The sequence below is a fragment of the Nocardioides sp. P5_E3 genome (assembly GCF_054049275.1).
Genome location: NZ_JBFUMR010000028.1, coordinates 1 through 19,057, shown reverse-complemented (window position 1 = coordinate 19,057; position 19,057 = coordinate 1). Strand labels below are relative to the sequence as shown.

General features: G+C 70.4%; 18 protein-coding genes. 4 read left to right on the top strand and 14 right to left on the bottom strand.

What is annotated here, in order from left to right; genetic code table 11:
- The first annotated feature begins 180 nt into the window (after positions 1 to 180).
- Positions 181 to 870, top strand: a complete 690-nt coding sequence (locus tag ACXJKB_RS17305) for a GAF and ANTAR domain-containing protein (RefSeq protein WP_457190526.1) — start codon at positions 181 to 183, stop codon at positions 868 to 870.
- Positions 871 to 1,713: 843 nt separating this feature from the next.
- Here the strand turns inward: ACXJKB_RS17305 and ACXJKB_RS17300 are convergent.
- From ACXJKB_RS17300 to ACXJKB_RS17250, 11 genes are all read right to left on the bottom strand, one after another.
- Positions 1,714 to 2,100, bottom strand: a complete 387-nt coding sequence (locus ACXJKB_RS17300; RefSeq protein WP_457190524.1) for a hypothetical protein — start codon at positions 2,098 to 2,100, stop codon at positions 1,714 to 1,716.
- The gene (locus tag ACXJKB_RS17295) at positions 2,097 to 2,399 is read right to left on the bottom strand and encodes a helix-turn-helix transcriptional regulator (RefSeq protein WP_457190522.1); all 303 of its coding nucleotides are present in this window, start codon (positions 2,397 to 2,399) and stop codon (positions 2,097 to 2,099) included. Before ACXJKB_RS17295 ends, ACXJKB_RS17300 begins: the two co-directional genes overlap by 4 nt.
- A 430-nt stretch (positions 2,400 to 2,829) precedes the next feature.
- Positions 2,830 to 3,927 carry a hypothetical protein gene (locus ACXJKB_RS17290; protein WP_457190520.1) on the bottom strand — a complete coding sequence of 366 codons (1,098 nt, stop codon included), beginning with the start codon at positions 3,925 to 3,927 and terminating at the stop codon, positions 2,830 to 2,832.
- Positions 3,924 to 5,096, bottom strand: a complete 1,173-nt coding sequence (locus tag ACXJKB_RS17285) for an MBL fold metallo-hydrolase (RefSeq protein ID WP_457190518.1) — start codon at positions 5,094 to 5,096, stop codon at positions 3,924 to 3,926. Before ACXJKB_RS17285 ends, ACXJKB_RS17290 begins: the two co-directional genes overlap by 4 nt.
- A complete protein-coding gene (locus ACXJKB_RS17280; RefSeq protein WP_457190516.1) occupies positions 5,080 to 6,465 on the bottom strand; it encodes an FAD-dependent oxidoreductase in 1,386 nt (461 codons plus the stop codon). Before ACXJKB_RS17280 ends, ACXJKB_RS17285 begins: the two co-directional genes overlap by 17 nt.
- Complete coding sequence (locus ACXJKB_RS17275) at positions 6,465 to 7,268, bottom strand: aspartate/glutamate racemase family protein (protein WP_457190514.1); 804 nt, start codon at positions 7,266 to 7,268, stop codon at positions 6,465 to 6,467. Before ACXJKB_RS17275 ends, ACXJKB_RS17280 begins: the two co-directional genes overlap by 1 nt.
- The gene (locus ACXJKB_RS17270; RefSeq protein ID WP_457190512.1) at positions 7,265 to 8,746 is read right to left on the bottom strand and encodes an FAD-dependent oxidoreductase; all 1,482 of its coding nucleotides are present in this window, start codon (positions 8,744 to 8,746) and stop codon (positions 7,265 to 7,267) included. The genes ACXJKB_RS17275 and ACXJKB_RS17270 overlap by 4 nt, the downstream gene beginning before the upstream one ends.
- Positions 8,743 to 9,369, bottom strand: a complete 627-nt coding sequence (locus tag ACXJKB_RS17265; protein WP_457190510.1) for a cysteine hydrolase family protein — start codon at positions 9,367 to 9,369, stop codon at positions 8,743 to 8,745. The genes ACXJKB_RS17270 and ACXJKB_RS17265 overlap by 4 nt, the downstream gene beginning before the upstream one ends.
- Before the next feature lie 56 nt (positions 9,370 to 9,425).
- The gene (locus ACXJKB_RS17260; protein WP_457190508.1) at positions 9,426 to 10,190 is read right to left on the bottom strand and encodes an SDR family NAD(P)-dependent oxidoreductase; all 765 of its coding nucleotides are present in this window, start codon (positions 10,188 to 10,190) and stop codon (positions 9,426 to 9,428) included.
- On the bottom strand, positions 10,187 to 11,596 hold the full coding sequence (locus ACXJKB_RS17255; protein ID WP_457190506.1) for an FAD-dependent oxidoreductase: 1,410 nt from the start codon (positions 11,594 to 11,596) through the stop codon (positions 10,187 to 10,189). Before ACXJKB_RS17255 ends, ACXJKB_RS17260 begins: the two co-directional genes overlap by 4 nt.
- Positions 11,593 to 12,486 carry an isocitrate lyase/PEP mutase family protein gene (locus ACXJKB_RS17250; protein ID WP_457190505.1) on the bottom strand — a complete coding sequence of 298 codons (894 nt, stop codon included), beginning with the start codon at positions 12,484 to 12,486 and terminating at the stop codon, positions 11,593 to 11,595. The genes ACXJKB_RS17255 and ACXJKB_RS17250 overlap by 4 nt, the downstream gene beginning before the upstream one ends.
- Positions 12,487 to 12,707: 221 nt before the next feature.
- On the opposite strand from ACXJKB_RS17250, the gene ACXJKB_RS17245 reads away from it, so the two are divergent.
- Positions 12,708 to 13,559: an alpha/beta fold hydrolase gene (locus ACXJKB_RS17245; RefSeq protein ID WP_457190503.1), complete on the top strand. Its 852-nt coding sequence runs from the start codon at positions 12,708 to 12,710 to the stop codon at positions 13,557 to 13,559.
- A gap of 89 nt (positions 13,560 to 13,648) precedes the next feature.
- Here the strand turns inward: ACXJKB_RS17245 and ACXJKB_RS17240 are convergent, their stop codons facing one another.
- From ACXJKB_RS17240 to ACXJKB_RS17230, 3 genes are all read right to left on the bottom strand, one after another.
- The gene (locus ACXJKB_RS17240) at positions 13,649 to 14,470 is read right to left on the bottom strand and encodes an IclR family transcriptional regulator (protein ID WP_457190501.1); all 822 of its coding nucleotides are present in this window, start codon (positions 14,468 to 14,470) and stop codon (positions 13,649 to 13,651) included.
- Positions 14,471 to 14,761: 291 nt separating this feature from the next.
- On the bottom strand, positions 14,762 to 16,021 hold the full coding sequence (locus tag ACXJKB_RS17235; RefSeq protein WP_457190499.1) for a TetR/AcrR family transcriptional regulator: 1,260 nt from the start codon (positions 16,019 to 16,021) through the stop codon (positions 14,762 to 14,764).
- Positions 16,022 to 16,031: 10 nt separating this feature from the next.
- Positions 16,032 to 17,237, bottom strand: coding sequence for a multidrug effflux MFS transporter (locus tag ACXJKB_RS17230; protein ID WP_457190497.1), 1,206 nt, complete (start codon positions 17,235 to 17,237; stop codon positions 16,032 to 16,034).
- 186 nt (positions 17,238 to 17,423) lie between these two features.
- Between ACXJKB_RS17230 and ACXJKB_RS17225 the strand changes: the two genes are divergently transcribed.
- Positions 17,424 to 18,611, top strand: a complete 1,188-nt coding sequence (locus tag ACXJKB_RS17225; RefSeq protein ID WP_457190495.1) for a sugar ABC transporter substrate-binding protein — start codon at positions 17,424 to 17,426, stop codon at positions 18,609 to 18,611.
- Positions 18,608 to 19,057, top strand: a 450-nt coding sequence (locus tag ACXJKB_RS17220) for an ATP-binding cassette domain-containing protein (protein ID WP_457190493.1), incomplete at its 3' end; no start/stop codon positions are given. The genes ACXJKB_RS17225 and ACXJKB_RS17220, both read left to right, overlap by 4 nt.

The window sequence follows — 19,057 nt, the reverse complement described above, 5'->3', positions numbered from 1 at the left end:
CGGCGCGCGCATCCGTGATGTAGCGGGAAACGGCCATCGTGACCGACGCCCGGTCTGGCTGTCCAGAGCTGTTCTGAGGCCTGAGGAGATACGCCTGCGGGGTGTAGAACGCCGTGTGCTCAGGCGCCTAAAATCCCGATGCAGCCGGGAGGCGGCTGAGGTCACACAGGGGAGGCGGGTATGCACGACGCCCAGTTGCTACTCGGTGAGTTCACCCAGCTGGCTCAGGCCCTGGCTGCGGCTCCTGATGAGGACGCCCGCTTCAAGGTTGCCGTTGATGCGGCGTTGGCACTCGTCGCCCGTTGCGACCATGCGGGGATCACGATCAACGAGGGCGGCCGCCTGGTCACCTGTGCGAGCAGCGACGACCTGGTCTGCCGGGCCAACAAACGACAGACCGAGCTGGGGCAGGGACCGTGTCTGGACGTGCGTCGCGACCAGAACACGCTCGTGAGTCCGTCGCTGGCCGTCGAGCCGCGGTGGCCGGCGTGGGCTCCGGCCGTGCACGCCGAGCTCGGTGTCGATTCGATGATGTCGCTGCTGGTGTACACCGACGAGCACTCGTTCGGCGCGCTGAGCCTGTACTGCGAGAGCGGTCGATTCGAGGCTGACGATGTCGCCGTCGCCCAGGCACTGGCCGGCCACTTGTCGGTGCTCATGGCGGCCGAGCGGGAGATCGATCAGCTTGGATTGGCGCTGCACAACCGGAACATCATCGGTCAGGCGCAGGGTGTGTTGATGGAGCGCTACGACGTGACCGCGGGCCAGGCGTTCGACTACCTGCGGCGGATCTCGTCGAGCACCAACAGGAAGGTCGCCGTCGTGGCCGCCGAGATTGCGGAGACTCGCCGGGTCCCTGACGTGTCGTGAACGGGGTCGGCCCGGGGGGCCGCTTCATGACTCCCCGGGCCTGGTCACGGCGGCAGCCCGGGCTGCTGCAGTGACCTGCGGAATCGGTTCCCACTGCTGGAGCGGTGATGCGCGACCTCGGATGTCGCAGACCAAAGGATGAACCGCCCCTTGGCGGGGGCAATCTCTGTCCAAGGATCAGCGTCACTGCGGCCGCGGAACGCGGATCCGTAACACTTCCCCGCGCCGTGACGCTGGAGGGAGTGAGTGGCCGCGTTGCCGCCTGTCTCTACCTCCCGCAGAGATGCGGATGGCGCCGCGGTCGCTCCAGCAGGAGGCAGCGGCGCGACCAATCCCCCCGTTTGAGGTCGCGCCGCTGTTGCCGCGTCGGCACGTTCTGCGGTCGCCCCTGCGCCCGGGCGGTGGTCAGCCCCGCCAGGCCCCCCGGGCCCGGCGGGGCCTACAACCTCAACGCCCCCACGAGTGATCGCGTGGTGACCGTACGCGCGGCGACGGGCCGCGAAGCGGCGTCGGCTTCGAACTTCACCGTTCGGGGTGAATGAGGGCTAGACCATCGGTCACGACGGGCTCGCGTCGCATGCGCTACCGATCCGTTGCAAGCGCGTGCATGTGCTGTACCAGCACTGGGGATAGCGGCCGCGTACTCTGAGGCCAGAACCGCTCACGGACCCGAGACCGTGGGCGGTTCTATCTTGTCCGGCGGAGGACTCCAGTACTCGCCAGAGCACGATGTCGCTTTCGAGCGGGGTCAGCGACGCACCGAAAGCGCGAACCGGCAGGCGACGATTCCGCAGCTGCCGGGTCGGTCAATCGATGGTGGCGCTTGCTCGTGTCGGGTGCCCTTCACCGCGAACCCCATCGAACGGCCGGACGGGGTTGCGGACGGGTGCGCTGAAGTTCCTCGGCCACTGAGCTCCACCGCGCGTCGCCCAGCTTCCCCGCCTCAGACCTCTCGCGCAGATCGCGCAGGACGCGGCGGCACGCGGACGGCGACGCCAGCACCGCGCGCACGTGGTCGTCGAGGGTGACGTCGGCCTGGACATATCGCGTGGCGATCGCCCCCGCCGCCGCGGCTCGCCGCTCCTCGGATGCTGATCGGCGGCACTTCGACGAGCACCATCGCCGCGGCCGTCCCGGCAACCTCGGAAACACGTCGACGATGGCCTCGCCGCATCGCGGACACGACCGCGGGCGCTCGGTCAGCTCGTTGGCGTCGTTCTGGTCGGTCACCGCTGGCGCTCGAGCTCGAGGGTCCACGCGATCACCGTGGACGCCCGCCAGCGCAGGTGCTTACCGACGCGGAAACCGGCCGGCCCGTAGCCGCTCGTGCGCCAGCAGTAGACGGTCTGCTTCGGGACGCCGAGGTAGTGGGCGACTTCGTCGATCGTCCACAACTCGCTAGCTTCAGTGGCCGCACGGTGCTGACGAGGCTGCCGTGCGGCACCCCGTGGGCGCGCGCCGGTCGCCTGGTGCTCGGGCGCCTCCCCCCAAAGCGTCGGTTGCAGTGAAGTGTCGGTGTCGTCCTTCATGGCGAGTTCTCCTCCGGTGTGTCTCGGCGCTAGCCGTCGTCGGTTGTCGACACTCAGGAAAAGCACGCCAACCGAGCGCTGATCGGACAACTCCGGCGTCTCGGGCGCTGTCGGTGCGGTAAATGAGGACCACCAGCCAGGCCTCACCGATTTTCGTCCGCCGCAACTCCGACCGACAGTGCATGGGGTGCGAGGTACTTGGTGAGCGGCGTAGGGGGTGGCCGGCGACGCGGCGCGTGGGACGCGTGCGTACACGTTCGGCGTGCTCCGGTGCGCGCGATCACGACCCGATTTCTACGGCGCGATCGCGAACAGCAGCGCCTCCGCCGGTCCATCGAGGGCACCGTCGACGCCTTGCGGGTGCTCGCGAGTCGCCAGAGCGCGTCTGGCTCCGCCGCACAGGAAAGAGCCAGACGACCCGGGTGGCACGTCAGCGCGAGCGCAGCCGCGCGATCGTGTTGCCTTTGACGGTGCCGACCCAGACGTCGTCGCCGACCGGTGCGGCGACGGTGGGGACCCTGAACCGCTTCGTGTCCGAGTGGAGGATGGTGCGGACTCGCATCGTGTTCGGGTTGACGCGCAGTACGCGCACGCCGGTGGGGCACCCGGTGAGGTTCCCAGTTTCGCATGCGAGGAACTGCTGCTCGGTGATGTCCTGGCCGGTCAGGAGCAGCCGCCCGTCGGCGGTCCAGCGGAGGTTGTCCGGCTTCATCGGTACTTGCACCCACGTCCTGGTCTGCGATCGGATGTCGCGGCGCAGCGGGATGCGGTAGAGCTTCCGCTCACCCCAAGCAGCCACGATGACGGCCCTGCCGTCGGGGGTCACCTCGATGCCGTTCGCGCCGCCGAGGGCCGAGCGCGGGACGGTTCGCCAGCCGCGTCGCGGCGTCCATTCGCGGACGTCTCCGGTCTTGGCTCCGGTGAACATGCCCGCGAAGGGGTTGGCGCTGGTCGGGTCGAGGAAGTTGGACACCACGAACCCGTCTCGGTCGGGAAGTGGGGCGACGCCGTTGGGGAAGGTCCCGGCCGGCATCTCGGCGCATCCCTTCCAGGTGAGGCGCAGGGTCTCGTTCTTGCCGCCGCGGATGCGGAACACCTCGATCGCTTCGCGTCCGCCGTGGTTGACGACGTACAGCGTGGACCGGCCGGCGGCGTCGGTTGCGATGTTGATGCCGTGCGGTGACGCCTTGGTGGGGTCGGGCGGGCCGGGGCAGTCGGGGTAGGTGTCCTTGTCCCAGGCTGTGCGCCATGCGGCGTCGGGCCAGATCTCGGTGGCCTTCCGGGTCGTGGCATCCATGGCGTAGAGGTGGCCGACGCTGCCCTCGGCGAGCGGGTCCGCGGCGAGGGCGCTCACGACGACCTTCCTGGTCCCGGGTACGGCGATGATGTCTTCGGGTGAGGGCGGTGCCGGGATGAACGACAGTCGGTAGGACTCGGCGGGTGCGGCGAGGGTTGCGGGAGCGGCGGCGATGACGATCGTGAACGCGGCGAGGGCCGCGGCGAGCGTGCGCGGGCGGTGGTTGGTCATGCGCGTGCCTTTCCGACACCGAGTTGCATGAGGTCCTCGCCGATGACGAGTCGTCCGTCGTAGGTGCGTGCCGCGCGCCTCCACCGGCTCCTGGGCAGTTCGCCGGGCACGAAGTGGTTGAGGACCAGCGTCTTGGCGCCTGCTGCCTGTGCGACAGCGCCGACCTGTTCGACGGTGGTGTGGGCTCCCAGGAGGTGGTTCAAGAAGGCTTGCTTGACCTCCGGCGGGACGGGGAGGCCGGCGACGCTCTGCTCGACCCACGGCTGGTCGATGACCTCGTGGACGAGGTAGTCGCAGTCGCGGGCGAGCTCGATGAGGTTGTCCGACAGGGTGGTGTCTCCGGAGAAGACGATCGACCCGTCGTCGGTGTCGAACCTGAACCCGAAGGCGGGATACATCTGGCCGTGGTCGACGAGGGTTGCGGTGACCTTGACCCGGTCGTCCTCGTAGACGTGGAAGGGCGAGACACGTACGGGCGGGATGTTCGGGGTGGAGGCGCCGGCAGGGACGGCGATGTCGTGGGGCACGACGCGGGACCGGATGTCGGGTGAGGCGCTGTCGAAGATGCGGTCGTTGATGTCGGTCGCGAACGCGGCGATGAGTGAGTTGGTCATGTCGACTGTGCCGGCGCCGGGGTTCTCGGGGTTGACCGGGGCGGGCGTCGGTCGGCCCGGGGGGAACACGTGGGGCAGTCCTTCGCGCCGGCCGGGCCCGTACACGTGCAGGGGTCGGTCCGCGGTGGCCAGGCCGCCGCCGACGAAGCCTTGGAGCAGCAGGGTGGGGTAGTCCGAGATGTGGTCGGAGTGCAGGTGGGTGAGGAACAGGGCCCGCAGCTTGGTCATGTCGTTCTGGCCCTGGCCGGGCCCGAGCAGGCCGGCCGGGCGCCAGGCTTCCGGGGCACCGTCGCCGCAGTCGACCATGTAGACGGCGTCGCCGACGACCACGGCGGAGGAGATGCCGCGCCTGTTCGAGTCGGTCCACCAGATGGGGCCGCCCGAGGTGCCGAGGAGGACGAGTCGGGTGCGCCGGTCGAGCGGCTTGGCCGGGTGGGCGGCGTGCGCCGGTGTGGCCAGGCCGGCGGTGGCGGTCGCTCCTGCAACCGCTGCAGCCGCACCGGAGGTCCGCAGCAGTGCTCGTCGGGTGAAGGGTGTGTCAGGAATGCCGCACATCGTCGTTCCTTTCATCCGCACGCCCTGGGGGCGTGCTCAGGTGGTCGGCAGCGGCGAGTCCGTTGCCGATGATCCAGCCCATCCCGAACGCCGACAGCAGGCCGTTGCCGGAGCTGTAGCCGTCGGAGCTGGGGCCCGCGAGACCGCACGCGGTGCCGCCGGCGGCGTACAGCCCGGGGATGGGTACGCCGCACTGGTCCAGGACGTGCCCGCCGGGGTCGATGACGACGCCACCCTGGGTGGTGAGAACGCCGTGCGTGACCCAGGCGAGGTGGAACGGTGCTTCGAGCGGGCGGCGGCCCGGCAGCGGAGACAGCGCGTCTCGGAGGATGTCGACGTCGATCGAGAGCCGTTCGGCGAGGTGGGTCACCGAAGGGACGGAGGCGATGGCGCCGCTCGCGAGACAGTCGCGCATCATCTCCGACTCGACGGTGGCCGCCATCGCGGTCGTGTCCCAGACCATCGCAGCCCGTTCTCCTGGCTGCTGCTGCAGGATGCCGGCCATCGAGGAGTAGCCGTGCGCCTCTTCGTCGACGAAACGTCGTCCGTCGGTGGAGATGAGGATGGCGCCGTTGAACTGCAGCGCGGGGGAGACGCGGGTGCCGTGGCCGACGACGACGAGCCCGGAGCGCAGCGCGGCACCCATGTTGCGGAACTGGGCACCGAGTGCGTGCAGCCATGCGTGTGCGTCGCCGGTGTTGGTCGACGTGCCGCCGTGGAACGGGTCGCCGAGGTGGGGGAGGTGCTTGGCCATCATGGCCGGGCTGGCGGCGAAGCCGTCGGTGGCCAGCACGGTGTGACGGGCGCGGACGGCCCCTCGGGAGCCGTTCTGCTCGACGACCAGCCCCCCGACTCCGCCGGGGGTGGTCACCAGTCCGACGGTCGGTGCCTCGTCGACGAACGCGACGTTGGGGCGTGCGGCGAGGAGGTTGTGCAGGTGCCGCACGAGCCGGGCGCCACCGAGGCGTCCGCTGTCGGTGTGCAGGCGGGGGACCGACATCCCGGCCCGCGGCATGTCGACCCCGATCTCGATGGGGTAGCCGGTCTCAGCCAGCCATTCGACCAGCTCGGGTGCCGCCTCACAGAGGGCTTCCACGACCGGTCGATAAGGCTCGTCGCGGCTGGCGGCCAGGATGTCGTCGGCGTGCTGCTGCGGGGAGTCGATGATGCCGGCTGCCTGTTGGAAGCGGGTCCCGCCAGCGGCCAGCGACCCGCTGGAGATGGCAGCGTTGCAGCCCTCGCGGGTGGACTTCTCGAAGACGGCGACGACAAGTTGGTCGTTCTGTGAGGCGCGCAGGGCGGTCATCAGGCCGGCCGCGCCTCCACCGGCGATTGCGACATCGACGTCCTCGCCCTCGCTGGTCGCCATCATGTGAGCGCGGCCGGTACGCCGTAAAAGGAGCGGGCGGTGTCGAGCAGGTCACGCGGCGGCTGGGCGCCGTAGAACCCGACCCGGGTGGGGCGGATGCCGCTCGAGTGGTGCTGCGCCGCTCGCAGCTCGGCGACCTTCGCGCAGGTACCGAGCGAGTCGAGCACCGGCACCCCGTCGACCTCGACGAGGCCCTGGTCGGCGAGGAACACGTTCAGGGGCCCCTCACCCGGGACAATCACGGTGGCGCCCTGGGTGACGGCCTGACGTGCAGCGGCGGTGAACGCGGTCAGGAGCGGTTGCGGGTCGGCGTAGGCGGCCATCACGTCGGTGAAGGCGGCTGCGACCTGCACGATCGGCCCGACCAGCCCCTCGAGCCGGTAGTTGCGCAGGTTGCGGCGCAGCTGCGGCACCAAGGCCTCGATGAAGTTCACGATGCCGATGCAGTCGCCGAGCTGTGCGGCCATCAGGACCGAGGTGTGTCCCAGGGTCACGACCGGGATGTCGATGAGGGTGCGGACCTCCTCGAACCCCGTGTCGGGGATGGTGGCGATGAGGAACGCGTCGTAGCCCTCGTCCTGGGCGCGTAGTGCCGCCTGAACGAACTGCTCGCGATGCAGACCGGAAAGGTAGGCGTAGCCGATGTGGGTGCCCGGGTAGTCGCTCGGGTAGGTGCCTTCGGCCATGCCGTGCAGGTCGACCGTCGTGCCGTCCGCGACCTGGCTCGCGAGGTGCCGGGCGAGAGCGTCGCGGTAGTGCGGGACGTCGTCGAGGACCGTGAAGCTCTGGTGCCAGATCCTCATCCGGCGGCCGCCAGGATTCCGGCGATGCGGCCGAACGTCGCTCCGCGGAGTACCGACGTGGACCCGGTGTAGTTGGAGTAGTAGAGGCCGGTCATCTCCCCGGCTGCCCACAGCCCACGGACCACGCGCCCGTCGTTGTCGACGACCTCCGCGTGCTCGGTGGTCTTGAGCCCACCGAAGGTGAACACGTTCGCGGCCATGATCGGGTAGGCCTCGAAGGGACCCTGGCCGACGGGGCGGGCCCAGTTCGACTTCGGCGGCGTCACGCCAGTGGTGGCGAGACCGTCGGGGGACAGCGGGTCGAAGTCGCCGTCGCCACATGCGGCGTCGTATGCCGCAAGGGTCGCCACGAGCTCGGGGGCGGGGACGCCGATGCGGGCCGCCAGTCCCTCGACCGTGTCCGCGGTGACGGGTGCGATGTCGGTGCGGATGCCGGAGCGGATGTTGGGGACCGCCAGGGCCTTCTGGTCCAGCACGACCCACGCGATGCCGCCGGTCTGTGCGGCGATGTCGCGGGTGGTGCGCTCGTACCACGCGTCGATGGGTCCGCGGGCCTCGTCGACGAACCGCTTGCCCTCGGCGTTGATGAGAACGCCGTAGGGGAAGCAGAAGATCGCCGCCTCCGGCTCGCCGGAGCGCGGGTCGATCGGCTCGGCGTGGAAGAGCGAGAAGTTGCCGGCCGTGGCGGCGCCCACCGCCAAGGCCATCTCGATGCCCTCGCCCTTGTTGTAGTTGCCACCGCGCGCCACCGGGCGCGCCACGAGTGCGCGGTCACCGTGGTACCGCGCCATCATCTCGGCGTTGCCCTGATAGCCGCCGGAGGCGAGCACGACCCGGCCACGGAAGACGCGGCGACCGGCGGGGGTGTCGGCGACCACCCCGTCGACTCCACCGCTACCGCCGCCGTGCACGGCGTCGTCGTGGTCGATGACCAGCGAGCGGGCTGTGGTCTCGAAGTGGAACTCCACCCCGAGGCCGCGAGCGGCCTTGCCCATCGTCTCCACGATCGCCAGGCCACCGCCGACCGGCGCCATGCGGGTGGTGGAAGTGGTGAGGAACGGGGTGGGCAGGAAGTCGTAGCGCACCCCGTGCCCGCCCATCCACGCCAACGCGTCCGGGGCCGCCTCGGCGAACCGGGCGACGTAGTCGGGGTCGACGGTGTGGTGGGCGCGGTACAGCGCGGAGCGGCGGGACGGGTCGTGCGCGGCGTCGGCCATCAGGGCGGGGTCCGGGTGGCCCATGAAGTCATCGACGAGCGTGTCCTCGAGCCCCTCGGCGGTCTCCTCGAGCGACTTCATCCGCAAGAACGCTTCGGTGTAGCGAGTGTTGCCGCCCGTCTCGGCCTCGGTGGACCGCTCGAGGAGGGCGACCCGGGCACCGCCCTCCGCGGCGGCGCAGGCCGCGGCCAAGCCGGCGACCCCGCCGCCGACGACGATGACGTCGTACTCGCTGCTCTGGTGGTCGCTTGTCCCGATCACGACAGGCCCCCGAGGAGGTCGGCTGCGGTGGTGACGGTGCCGAACAGCGGCAGCATGTTGGTCACGGAGAAGTCGTGGAAGTCGGCGCGGAACGACGCGCACATGTCCTCCACGACCGTGACCTGAAGGCCGGCGTCGCTGGCGTGCCGCGCCGCGGACTCGACGACGAGGTTGGTCGCGACGCCGCCGAGCACGACCTCGGTAATGCCCTCGGCGGCGAGCACGTGGCGCAGCGGGGTGCCGACGAATGGGTCGACGCAGCCCTTGTCGATGACCGGCTCGCCTGCGGCGGGTGCGAGCTGGGCGACGACCTGGGCCTCGGGGGAGTCAGCGAGCATGGCCTGCTGGTCGGGGTAGGCGTCGAAGCGGGCGAGCCGGTTGGTCCGCAGCGTGTAGGTGGGGTCGAACGCGAGCCGCACGTGCACGACAAGCCAGCCGGCGGTGCGGGCCGCTGCGAGGACCTTCTCGGCTGTAGCGAGCACGCCGCGCTCGGCGACCTGCGCGGCGAGCGGGGGCATCCGCAGGTGCGGCCCTTCCTCGCACAGGGCGACCTGGTAGTCCAACAGGAGAAGAGCTCGGGTGGGACGGGGGCTGGTCGTGGAGCTCGTCGTGGGGTTCGTCATCGGGGTTCGCTTTCGATCTGGGGTGCGGGTCGGGTCGGGTAGCAGGTCGCGTGCGATTACCAGGCGGACCAGCCGCCGTCGACGTAGAGGACCTGTCCGGTCACGTACGACGAGGCGGTGGAGGCCAGGAGGAGAAGGGGGCCGGCGAAGTCGGCATCGGGGTCGCCGAGCCGGCCGAGCATGGTGCGTTCGGAGAACCACTGCAGGCGCTCAGGGTCTGCACCGAGGGCGGCGGTCATCTTGGTGGGGTAGAAGACGCCCGGGGCCAGGCAGTTGACGGTGATGCCACGCGGCCCCAGCTCGGCGGCGAGGGCGCGGGTGACGTTGGCGACGCCGGCCTTCGAGGCGTAGTAGGCCGACTCCGGGACCGGGCCGACGCGTTCGGCGTAGACGGTGCTGAGGTTGACGATGCGGCCGGTGTCGGACATGGCCGGGGCGACCTCGCGGGCCAGCAGCCAGCTGCCGGTCAGGTTCACCCGGACGACGTGCTCGAACTCGGCGAGGCTGGTCTGGTCGTAGGCCTTGCGTAGCATCACGCCTGCCGCGTTGACCAGGACGTCGATGTGCCCGTGCAGGTCCAGGACGTGGGCCACCAGGGCGTGCACCGAGGCCTCGTCGGTGACGTCGACGTGCAGCAGGACGTCGCCCTGAAGGTCGCCCTGAAGGTCGCCCTGAAGGTCGCCATGAAGATCGGAGTTGAGGTCGGCGCGGACCACGGTGGCGCCGTGCTCGGCCAGCGCCTGCGCAGCCCGCTCGCCGAGGCCGCCGGGGGCGGCGCCGACGACGAGCGCCACGTGGCCGGTCAGGTCGAACGGGCTCACCACTCGAGCTCACTCTCCTCGGCTGCGGCGTGAGTGCCGGCGAGCCGGCCGAAGATGCCGGCCTTCCCGATCGAGGTGCCGGTCATGTAACCGGCACCGTGGAAGCCGCCGATCACTTCGCCGGCGGCGTAGAGCCGTTCGATCGGCTCGCCGTACATGTCGAGGACCCGCAGGCTGGTGTCGACGGTGAGCCCGCAGTACGTGGCGAGCACGACGCTGCCCGACGGGTGGGCGAAGAAGGGGGGCTGCTCGAGCGGGAACGGCGCGCCGACGGAGCCGGACAGGTGCTGGCGGCCGAGCGGGTCGGGCGAGCCGTCGCGGATCGCTCGGTTGTAGTCCTCGACGGTCGCCACCAAGGAGTCCGGCGGCAGGCCGAGCTGGGTCTCGAGCTCCGCGACGGTGTCGGCGCGCACCAGCAGGCCAGAGCTGGCGCGGCCGGCGAAGTCGTAGATCGGCACCTCGTCGCTCGAGGATGCGAGCACCCGGCTGTCGAAGACCTGGAAGGTCGTCACACCCGGCTGGGCGAGCGCCCGGTCGCCGATCGCCTTGTAGTTGAGCGACTCGTCGACGAAACGCCGGCCCTGCCGGTTGACGGCGATGGCGCCCTTGTAGACGGCGAGGATGCCGGTGCCGTCCTCATCGGGGTGCATCTCGTGGAAGTGGCCGTAGGTCGCCTTGATGTAGGGCGTGTCGACGACGCCCGCACCGAGCTGCCAGGCCATCAGCAGGCCGTCGCCCTCACAGCCGGCGCCACCGGCGCGCAGGGCGTGCTCCATCTGCGGGGCGAAGCGGGCGAGGAGCTCGGGGCTCTGGGCGAACCCGCCGGTCGCGACCACGACTGCGTCGGCGAGCACGCGACGGCTGCCGTCGGCGGTGCGGACGTCGACGCCCACGACGCGCCCGCCCTCGCGCACCAGTCGCTCGGCGGAGGTGTCCATGACCAGCCGCGCACCGAGCCGACCGGCGGCCTTGAGCAGGTGGACGAGCATGGCGGTGGTGTCGGTCGGGTGGGAGCGGGGCGCGGACTGCCCGGAGGCGGCGTGCACGTCGCCGTAGGTGACGCCGTGCTGTGTGAGCCACTGGTAGGTGTCGAGCTGGTGCTCGCAGTACAGGTCGACGAGGCGTTCGTCGTTGCGGTGCTTCCCGACCTCGAGGAGGTCCTTGCGCAGCAGCTCCACGGAGTCGGCGATTCCCTGCTTCTGCTGCTCGGCGGTCCCGGCGAACGCGGACAGGCCGGCCGACTTGACCGTCGACCCGCCGATCTCGGAGGTCTTCTCCAGCATCACGGCGAACTGGCCGGCCTCGGCCGCGGCCAGCAAGGCGGCGCATCCGGCGAGCCCGGAACCCAGAACGAGGACACCGACCCGGTCCGGCAGGTCGGTGTCGTAGGGGAGCCCGGGGATCATCGACCGCTCCACGGCTGGTCGAGGGCAGCCTCGGCGGCGGTGAACTCGCTGAGGTTCACCAGAGCCTGGCGCTCGACCCAGCTCGCGATCTTCTCGGCACGGGTGCCGGTCTCGCCGTGCGCTGCCAGGTGCTCCAGCGCCTCCCGGCCGGCCAGCGTCATCGAGCGCATCAGGTAGTTGGCGAACAGCACGACTCCGAAGCCGAGGTCGGCGTACTCCTGGAGCTCGAGCTGCGGGGTCTTGCCGCCCTCGACGACGTTGACCAGCAGCGGCACGCCGGCCAGCTCCCGCCCGACGAGGGCGAGCTCGTCCACGGTGCGCGGAGCCTCCACGAAGATCAGGTCGGCACCGGCCTCGACGTAGGCCTTGGCGCGGGCGATGGCCTCGTCGATGTCGTGGACGCTGCGTGCGTCGGTGCGGGCGATGATGACCAGCGCGTCGTCGGTGCGCGCCTCGGCGGCCGCGGCGAGCTTGGTCTGCATGTGGGCGGTCGGGATGAGGGCGTGGTCGTCGAAGTGACCGCACCGCTTGGGCATCTCCTGGTCCTCGAGCTGGATGGCGGCTGCGCCGGCGCGCTCGATGAGCCGGATGGTGCGCATCGCCATCAGCGGTCCGCCGTAGCCGGTGTCCGCGTCCACGATGACGGGCAGCCGGGTGGCCTCGGTCAGCCGGCCCACGTGGTCGGCGACCTCACCGAGCGAGATGAGGCCGAGGTCCGGTACGCCGTACTGGGCGTTGGCCAGTCCGGCGCCGGTGGCGTACATGGCAGCGAAGCCCGCCGTCTCGACGAGGCGAGCCCCGAGCGCGTCGGTGACTCCGGGGAGCACCAGCGGTGCGTCCGCGGCGAGCGCGGCTCGAAGCGACCTCCGACGCTCGTGATGGCTCGGCATCGGGCCGACCCCAGTGAGGGACCCGATGACGGACCCGGTGACGGGTCTGGTGCTCGCGGCGTGGTGGGACGACATGCGCCGAACCGTGCCACCGCCCGCCGGCTTCGGTCGCCGCTCGCGGTCCGCTGTACGGCACGCGACCAGCCCGAGTTCGGCCAGCACGGGCGTTGAATCCTCAGACGTACCGCCACAACAGCGAACAACCTGGACAAGGAGTCCCCATGACGGCACCACTGACCGACGAGGGCACGACCCGCTTCGTCGAGACGGCGAGCTGGAAGCTCAAGTACAACGAGGCCGGGGAAGGCCACCCGGTGATCTTGCTGCACGGCAGCGGCCCGGGCGCCACCGGTTGGAGCAACTTCTCGCCCAACATCGCTGCCCTGTCCGAGCACTTCCGGGTCATCGCCCTCGACGCACCCGGGTGGGGACAGTCGGACGCCGCCACCTCCGACAAGTACGACCACCCGGTCGCCGTGCTGGAGCTCATGGACGCCCTCGGCATCGAGACCGCAGCGCTCGTCGGCAACTCGATGGGCGGGATGACGGCCATCACCTTCGCCGCGCGCTATCCCGACCGCATCTCGCACCTCATCACGATGGGACCCGGCAGCTTCTTCTCGGTCCCGACCCTCTTCGGCGCCGGCGACGGGCCGACCGAGGGCCTCAAGATCCTCCAGGAGGGCTACCGCAACCCCACCCCTGAGGTGATGAAGCGGCTCGTGGAGATCATGTCGTTCTCCGCCGAGCACGCCACCGACGAGCTGGCCCAGCAGCGCGCCGACAACGCCGCCGCCCGGCCCGACCACCTCGCCAACTTCTTGGAGAGCTTCGCCAACAAGGGCCCGGTGCCGACGGTCGCCACCCCGCAGCAGGTCTCCGGCATCACCACCAAGGCGCTGCTCATCCACGGCCGCGACGACCGCGTGGTGCATTACGAGCACTCGCTGCGGCTGGTCTCGATGATCGCCGACTCACGCCTGGTGCTGCTCAACCGGTGCGGGCACTGGGCCCAGCTCGAGCACGCGGAAGAGTTCAACCGCCTCGTGCGCTCGTTCATCTCCGAGAGCTGACCGCCTCACCGGGCGCGTTCGCCATGGCGTGCCGAGGCCCCCGACCCAGAGCGGGTCGGGGGCCTCGTGCGTTGCGGGGAGGCGGAGCGTCAGGCGGCGAGGTCGCGTGCGATGGCGGCGGCAGTCCGCTGCACGAGCGGGGCGACTGCTTCGGGGCTGAACCCGATGGCGTGACCGGACATCGAGACGGCACCCACGGGTCGTCCCTCCACGAGGATGGGTGCAGCGGTGCACACCAGGCCGAGGGTCACCTCCTCGCGGTCGAAGGCCACGCCGTCCTCGTGGGCGCGGCGCAGCTGCTGGAGGAACCGGGCCGGGTCGGCGACCGAGTAGCGGGTGTGGCGCTGAAGTCCCGCGTCCAGGACGGCTGCGATCGCCTCGCGGCCGCTGTAGGCGAGCACGGCCTTGCCCAGGCCCGAGGACGAGGCGCTCATCCGGGCGCCGACCCGGGTCGGGACGCTCATGGTGCGCGGACCGGCGATCTTCTCCAGGTAGACCACATCGGTGTCCTCGAGCACCGCCAAGTGCACGGCGGCCTTGCCGGCGGTGGCCAGGAACAGGTCGGTGAGATGCGGACTGGCGGTCTCACGCAGGCCGTCGGGCCGGCAGAGCGCCACGCTGTTTCCGAGCTCGAACAGACGCCGTCCGAGGCAGTACCCGCGACCATCACGCTCGACGAACCCGCTCTGCTCCAGGTACGCCAGCAGTCGGAAGGACGTGGACTTCGGCACCCCAGCCAGCCGAGAGATCTGACTGACACCGAGCGTCGGCCCGTGCGTGCGGAACGTGTCGAGCAGCTGGAGCGCCTTGGTGACAGAGGGAACCACGTCCCGCTCGTCGTCCTCACGTTCCTCAACTCGCTCGTCCAGACGCTGGTCGTCGATGGCCGGCTGCATCTCGATGACGCTCATGTCCCACTCCTTCGGATGCCCGCCGGTGTGACGGCCACCACTTCCTGTAGTGATCGTTACTGTAACGATCACTACAGAGGATGGGAAGAGGCTGACGCGGATCGGTCTGGACCGCGAGTGCGAGGACGGGCCTGCTGAAAGAACCGGCAACACGAGGCGGGCCGAGGAAGGTTGGCGCGCGGGCGCGGGCGCGGGCGGGGGGCGTGGGCCGGGGTGGGAAGAAGTGGTGAGGGTGCTGCGCTGAGGGTCCGCATGAGATGCCGCGTGGAGGTGCGCGGTCCTCGAGTCGGGTCAGGATGAAACGGTGGCGCGCGCGCCGGCGGCCAACACCCGTGTCACGAGGTCGCTGAAGAGCGCGGCGTCGGATGGCGGGGTGTCGAGCTGGTTCGAGAAGAAGAGCCCGTCGGAGAGGGCCATCAGCAGCATCGAGGCCGGTCCTGGCATGGCGCCGGCATCCGGGATGGCGCCGGTGAGCCAGTCCGCGATGGCTCCCCTGGCCCGGGCTCGTACGTCGACGAAGCGGGCCCGCGCGGCGGGCGGATCGTCGCGACGCAGCAACAGCAGGTGGTAGCCGAGTCGGAGGAAGATCGGTCGCGTTGCGAGGCTGCCCATGCTCTGGGCCAGGTGTCCACGCAGCTCGTCGTCCCATGCGGTGCCGTCCGCCGGGAGGTCCCAGGCGGGCTGGTCGGCGTACCACTCCTCGTAGGACTGGTCGACGACCTCGGCCAGCAGGTCGTCCTTGTCGACGAAGTGCCAGTAGAGCGAGCTTGCGGGCAGGCCGGCCGCCGCGCAGATCCTCGCGATACTGGCTCCGTCGTACCCGCTGTCGGCGGCGACCTCACCGGCCGCGCGAAGCAGCTTGAGTCGACTGTCCTGGGTGGGACGCTGCACGCCTGCTCGTTGTGCTGTGTCGCCGGTTCTGGACACGTCAGCGTCGTCGGACAGCTGGTCGGCGACCGCGTCCAGGCCGGTGGCGAGCAGGTGCAGTGCGTCCTGCACGTCCTCGGCCGGGTCGGAGAGGCGGGCGACGAAGAGTCCGTCGAGGGCCGCGAGGGTCAGTCGCGCCATGGTGCGGGCGCGCGGGTCGCTGCCGCCGACCGAGAGCGACCACCACGCGCCGAGCTGGTCGGTGGCGATGGCGCGGATGCCCAGGAACCGGTCACGCGGAGCGCTTCCGACGGCCGGTCCGGTCTCCAGGGCGAGCAGCAGTCCCATCCGCCAGTAGCCCAGGCGGTCGTCGGGGGCCAGCACGACCGACTGGAGCTGGGAGAACAGCTGCTCGGCCCGCGGAACGTCAGGGTCGAAGGACGTCCACGGATCGATGGTGGAACGCCACGTCTCGAAGCCGTGCGCGACGGCGTCGGCGATGAGCTCGTCCTTGTTCGCGAAGTGCCAGTAGACAGAGCTGGCCGGAAGCCCGGTGGCTCGCGTGACCTTCGCCATCGTGGTGCCGACGTATCCACGCTCGCCGGCCAGGCGCAACGTGGCCTCGAGCAACGCCAGCCGTGAGGCGTCCCCCTGGGGCTGTGTACGCGTCCGTTGCCTGGGCATCGAAGTGATCCTAGTAGGACCCGGAGGACGGGTCGGTCCGAGTGAGGCGCGCGCCGACGACGAGAGCAACCACGGCGGCAGCGGCCATCGTGGCGCCCATCGCGGTGCCGGTGGCACCGCCGACCGACACCAGTGGCGGCACCGCCGCGCCGCACAGGAACTGGCTGGTGCCGATGAGCGCGGACGCCGACCCCGCTGAGGTGGCGTGCTTCGACAGGGCCAACGCCGTCGCGTTGCCGAAGCTGAGGCCGAGCCCGCACAGCACGAGCCACAGCGGCACCAGCACCCACGGCAGCGACGGCGCGGCCATCAGCGCCAGCGCGAGGCACGACGCGGAGACGGCCATCAGCATCAGGCCGATGCGCAGCATGGTGGCGGGTCCGTGACGGTGCACCAGCCGCGCGGTGACCTGTCCGCCGACCACCATCGCGACCGCGTTGGCGCCGAAAATCCATGAGAACGCGACCGGGCCGATCGCGTACTCCTCGCGCAGCACGAACGAGCTCATCGAGATGTAGCTGAACAAGACCACGCCAAGACATCCCGACAGCACCATGAACCGGCGGAAGGTCCGGTCGCCCAGCACGACCCTGAAGCCTCCGCTCGACCCGATCGCCCGGGGCGTCCACGTCTCCTCGACAAGCGCGAGCGTCGCGACCAGCAGCAACGCCGCGAGGACGGCCAGCGCGACGAAGATGCCCCGCCAGTCGGTGACCCGCAGCAGCTGGCCGCCGATGACCGGACCCACCACCGGCGCCAGTCCCATCACCAAGATGAGCTCGGAGAAGATCCGCGCCGCCCGGGCGCCGTCGTACACGTCGCGCACGACCGCCCGGGCCACGACCAGCGTCGCCGCGCCGGCGAGCCCTTGCGCGAGCCGCAACGCGAGCAGCGTCTCGATGTTCCCGGCCAGCGCACACAACAGCGACGTCACGGCGAGCATCAGCACCCCGGCCCGCAGGGGCAGCAGGCGGCCGACGCGGTCGCTCCACGGGCCAGCGACGAGCTGGCCGAGGGCCAACCCCACGATCGAGACGGAGATCGTGAGCTGGGCGATCGCCTCGTCGGTCCCCAGCGAGCGCGCCAGATCCGGCAGGGACGGCAGGTAGAAGTCGGTGACCAGCGGCGCCGCGGCGGTGAGTGCGCCGAGGACGACGAGGGTGCGCAGCGGCAGCGTGTCCGTCTCGGTGCTGCTCGTGGTGGCGCTCGTGGTCATGGCGGCCACCCTCTCGGCCGTGACCGCGACGACGGCACGTGTGCGTGCTGGTCCACGGAACGTTCCACCTGCAGGAACGACGCGCTCACGTCTGGCTGCCGGTCCTTCGTACGTTCCACGCCACGACCTGACATGACCCAGGTCACACCCGGGGTGGCCCACACCTACGAACGAAGGATCACGCAGATGACCCGAATCGCTCCCCAGACGCGAGGTGCGGCGCTCGCCGCGACCGCCCTCGCGCTCGCCACGCTGCTGAGTGCGTGCGCCCAAGACAGCGTCAAGGACGATGCGCCCGCCGGCAGCGCCGCCGACAGTGAGGCTGGCGTCGAGCAGGCCAAGACGCAGCTCGCAGCATGGGCGGCACCGCTGACCGAGTACCCCGAGGAGCCGAAGCTCTCGGCGCCGGTGGACATGGCCGGCAAGACGGTGCACATCGTCGCGCTCGGTGACCAGATCCCCGTCATCCACGGTGTGGCCGTGGGTCTGCAGGACGCTCTCGAGCAGGTCGGTGCCACCGGGAAGATCTGCGACGGGAAGTTCAACCCGACGGCTGTCGCCGACTGCCTCAAGACCGCCGGCGACCAGGGCGCTGACGCCGTCGTGTCCCTCTTCGTCGACTACGCGATGGCCGGCACGGCGTTCGACGCGCTGGCCGACAAGGGCGTCAAGGTCCTCGTCGGTGGCGTCGAGCCGAGCGGTGGCCGGGAGTCCGACGACACCCTCGCCTTCTACGACAACACCGGCCGCGTCGACGCGCTCTACGAGGCGATGTCCGTCTCCGCGGTCGCCAACGGTGGCCCGGACGCGCAGATCCTGTGGCTCAAGCTGATGGACTCGACGACCACGCGAAGCGCCAGCGACAAGGGCATCGCGAAGGCCGAGGAGCTGTGCCCCACGTGCAAGGTCGCCACCGCGGAGTTCACCACCCCGAACATCGACAAGCTGCCGTCGGCTGTCAGCGCCGCGCTCGTCTCGCACCCCGACACCGAGCTGATGGTCGTCCCGGTCGACAGCTTCGTCCCGCCGGCGCTCCAGGGCGTGCAGAGCGCCGGCTTCGGCGACAAGGTCAAGGTTGTCTCCTCCAGCTCCGACCTCGCCGGCTTGCAGCGCATCAAGGACGGCCAGCAGGTCTCCGACCTCGGCACCCCGGTCATCTACGAGGGCTGGAAGTACGCCAACGGTCTCATGCAGCTCATGGCCGGCGACGAGGTCGTCCCTGTCGCACCCGAGGACATGGTCACCCGTGACTTCAACGCCGACAACGTTGCGGACCTCAATCTGTCCACCGAGGCCTACTTCACTCCCGACTGGTTCGGCGACGACTCGTTCAAGCAGTTCTTCCTGACCGCGTGGGGAGTCGAGAAGTCATGACTCCGGCTCGCCTGGAAGCACACGGCGTCGGCAAGACGTTCCGCGCCGCCACGGTGCTGCGTGATGCCTCGCTCGTCGTGCGACCGGGCGAGATCCACGCCCTGGTCGGCCAGAACGGCTGCGGCAAGTCCACGCTGATCAAGATCCTCACCGGCTACCACGCACCCGACGCCGGGATGAGCCTCGCCGTGGACGGGCAGCAGCTCGCGCTGCCCGTCCAGTGGCAGGCCGCCCGAGCGGCCGGAGTGTCGGTCGTCCACCAGGACATGGGCCTGCTCGACCACCTCAGCGTCAGCGAGAACATCGGCATCGGCGGCTTCGTCCGCAGCCGATTCACCGGACGCATCGACTGGAAGGCCCAGGACGAGGTCGCCCGCCGGGTCCTCGACCGGCTCGAGCTGCCCGTCTCACCCCGCGACCTCGTCGGCTCCCTGCCAGCCTCGCAC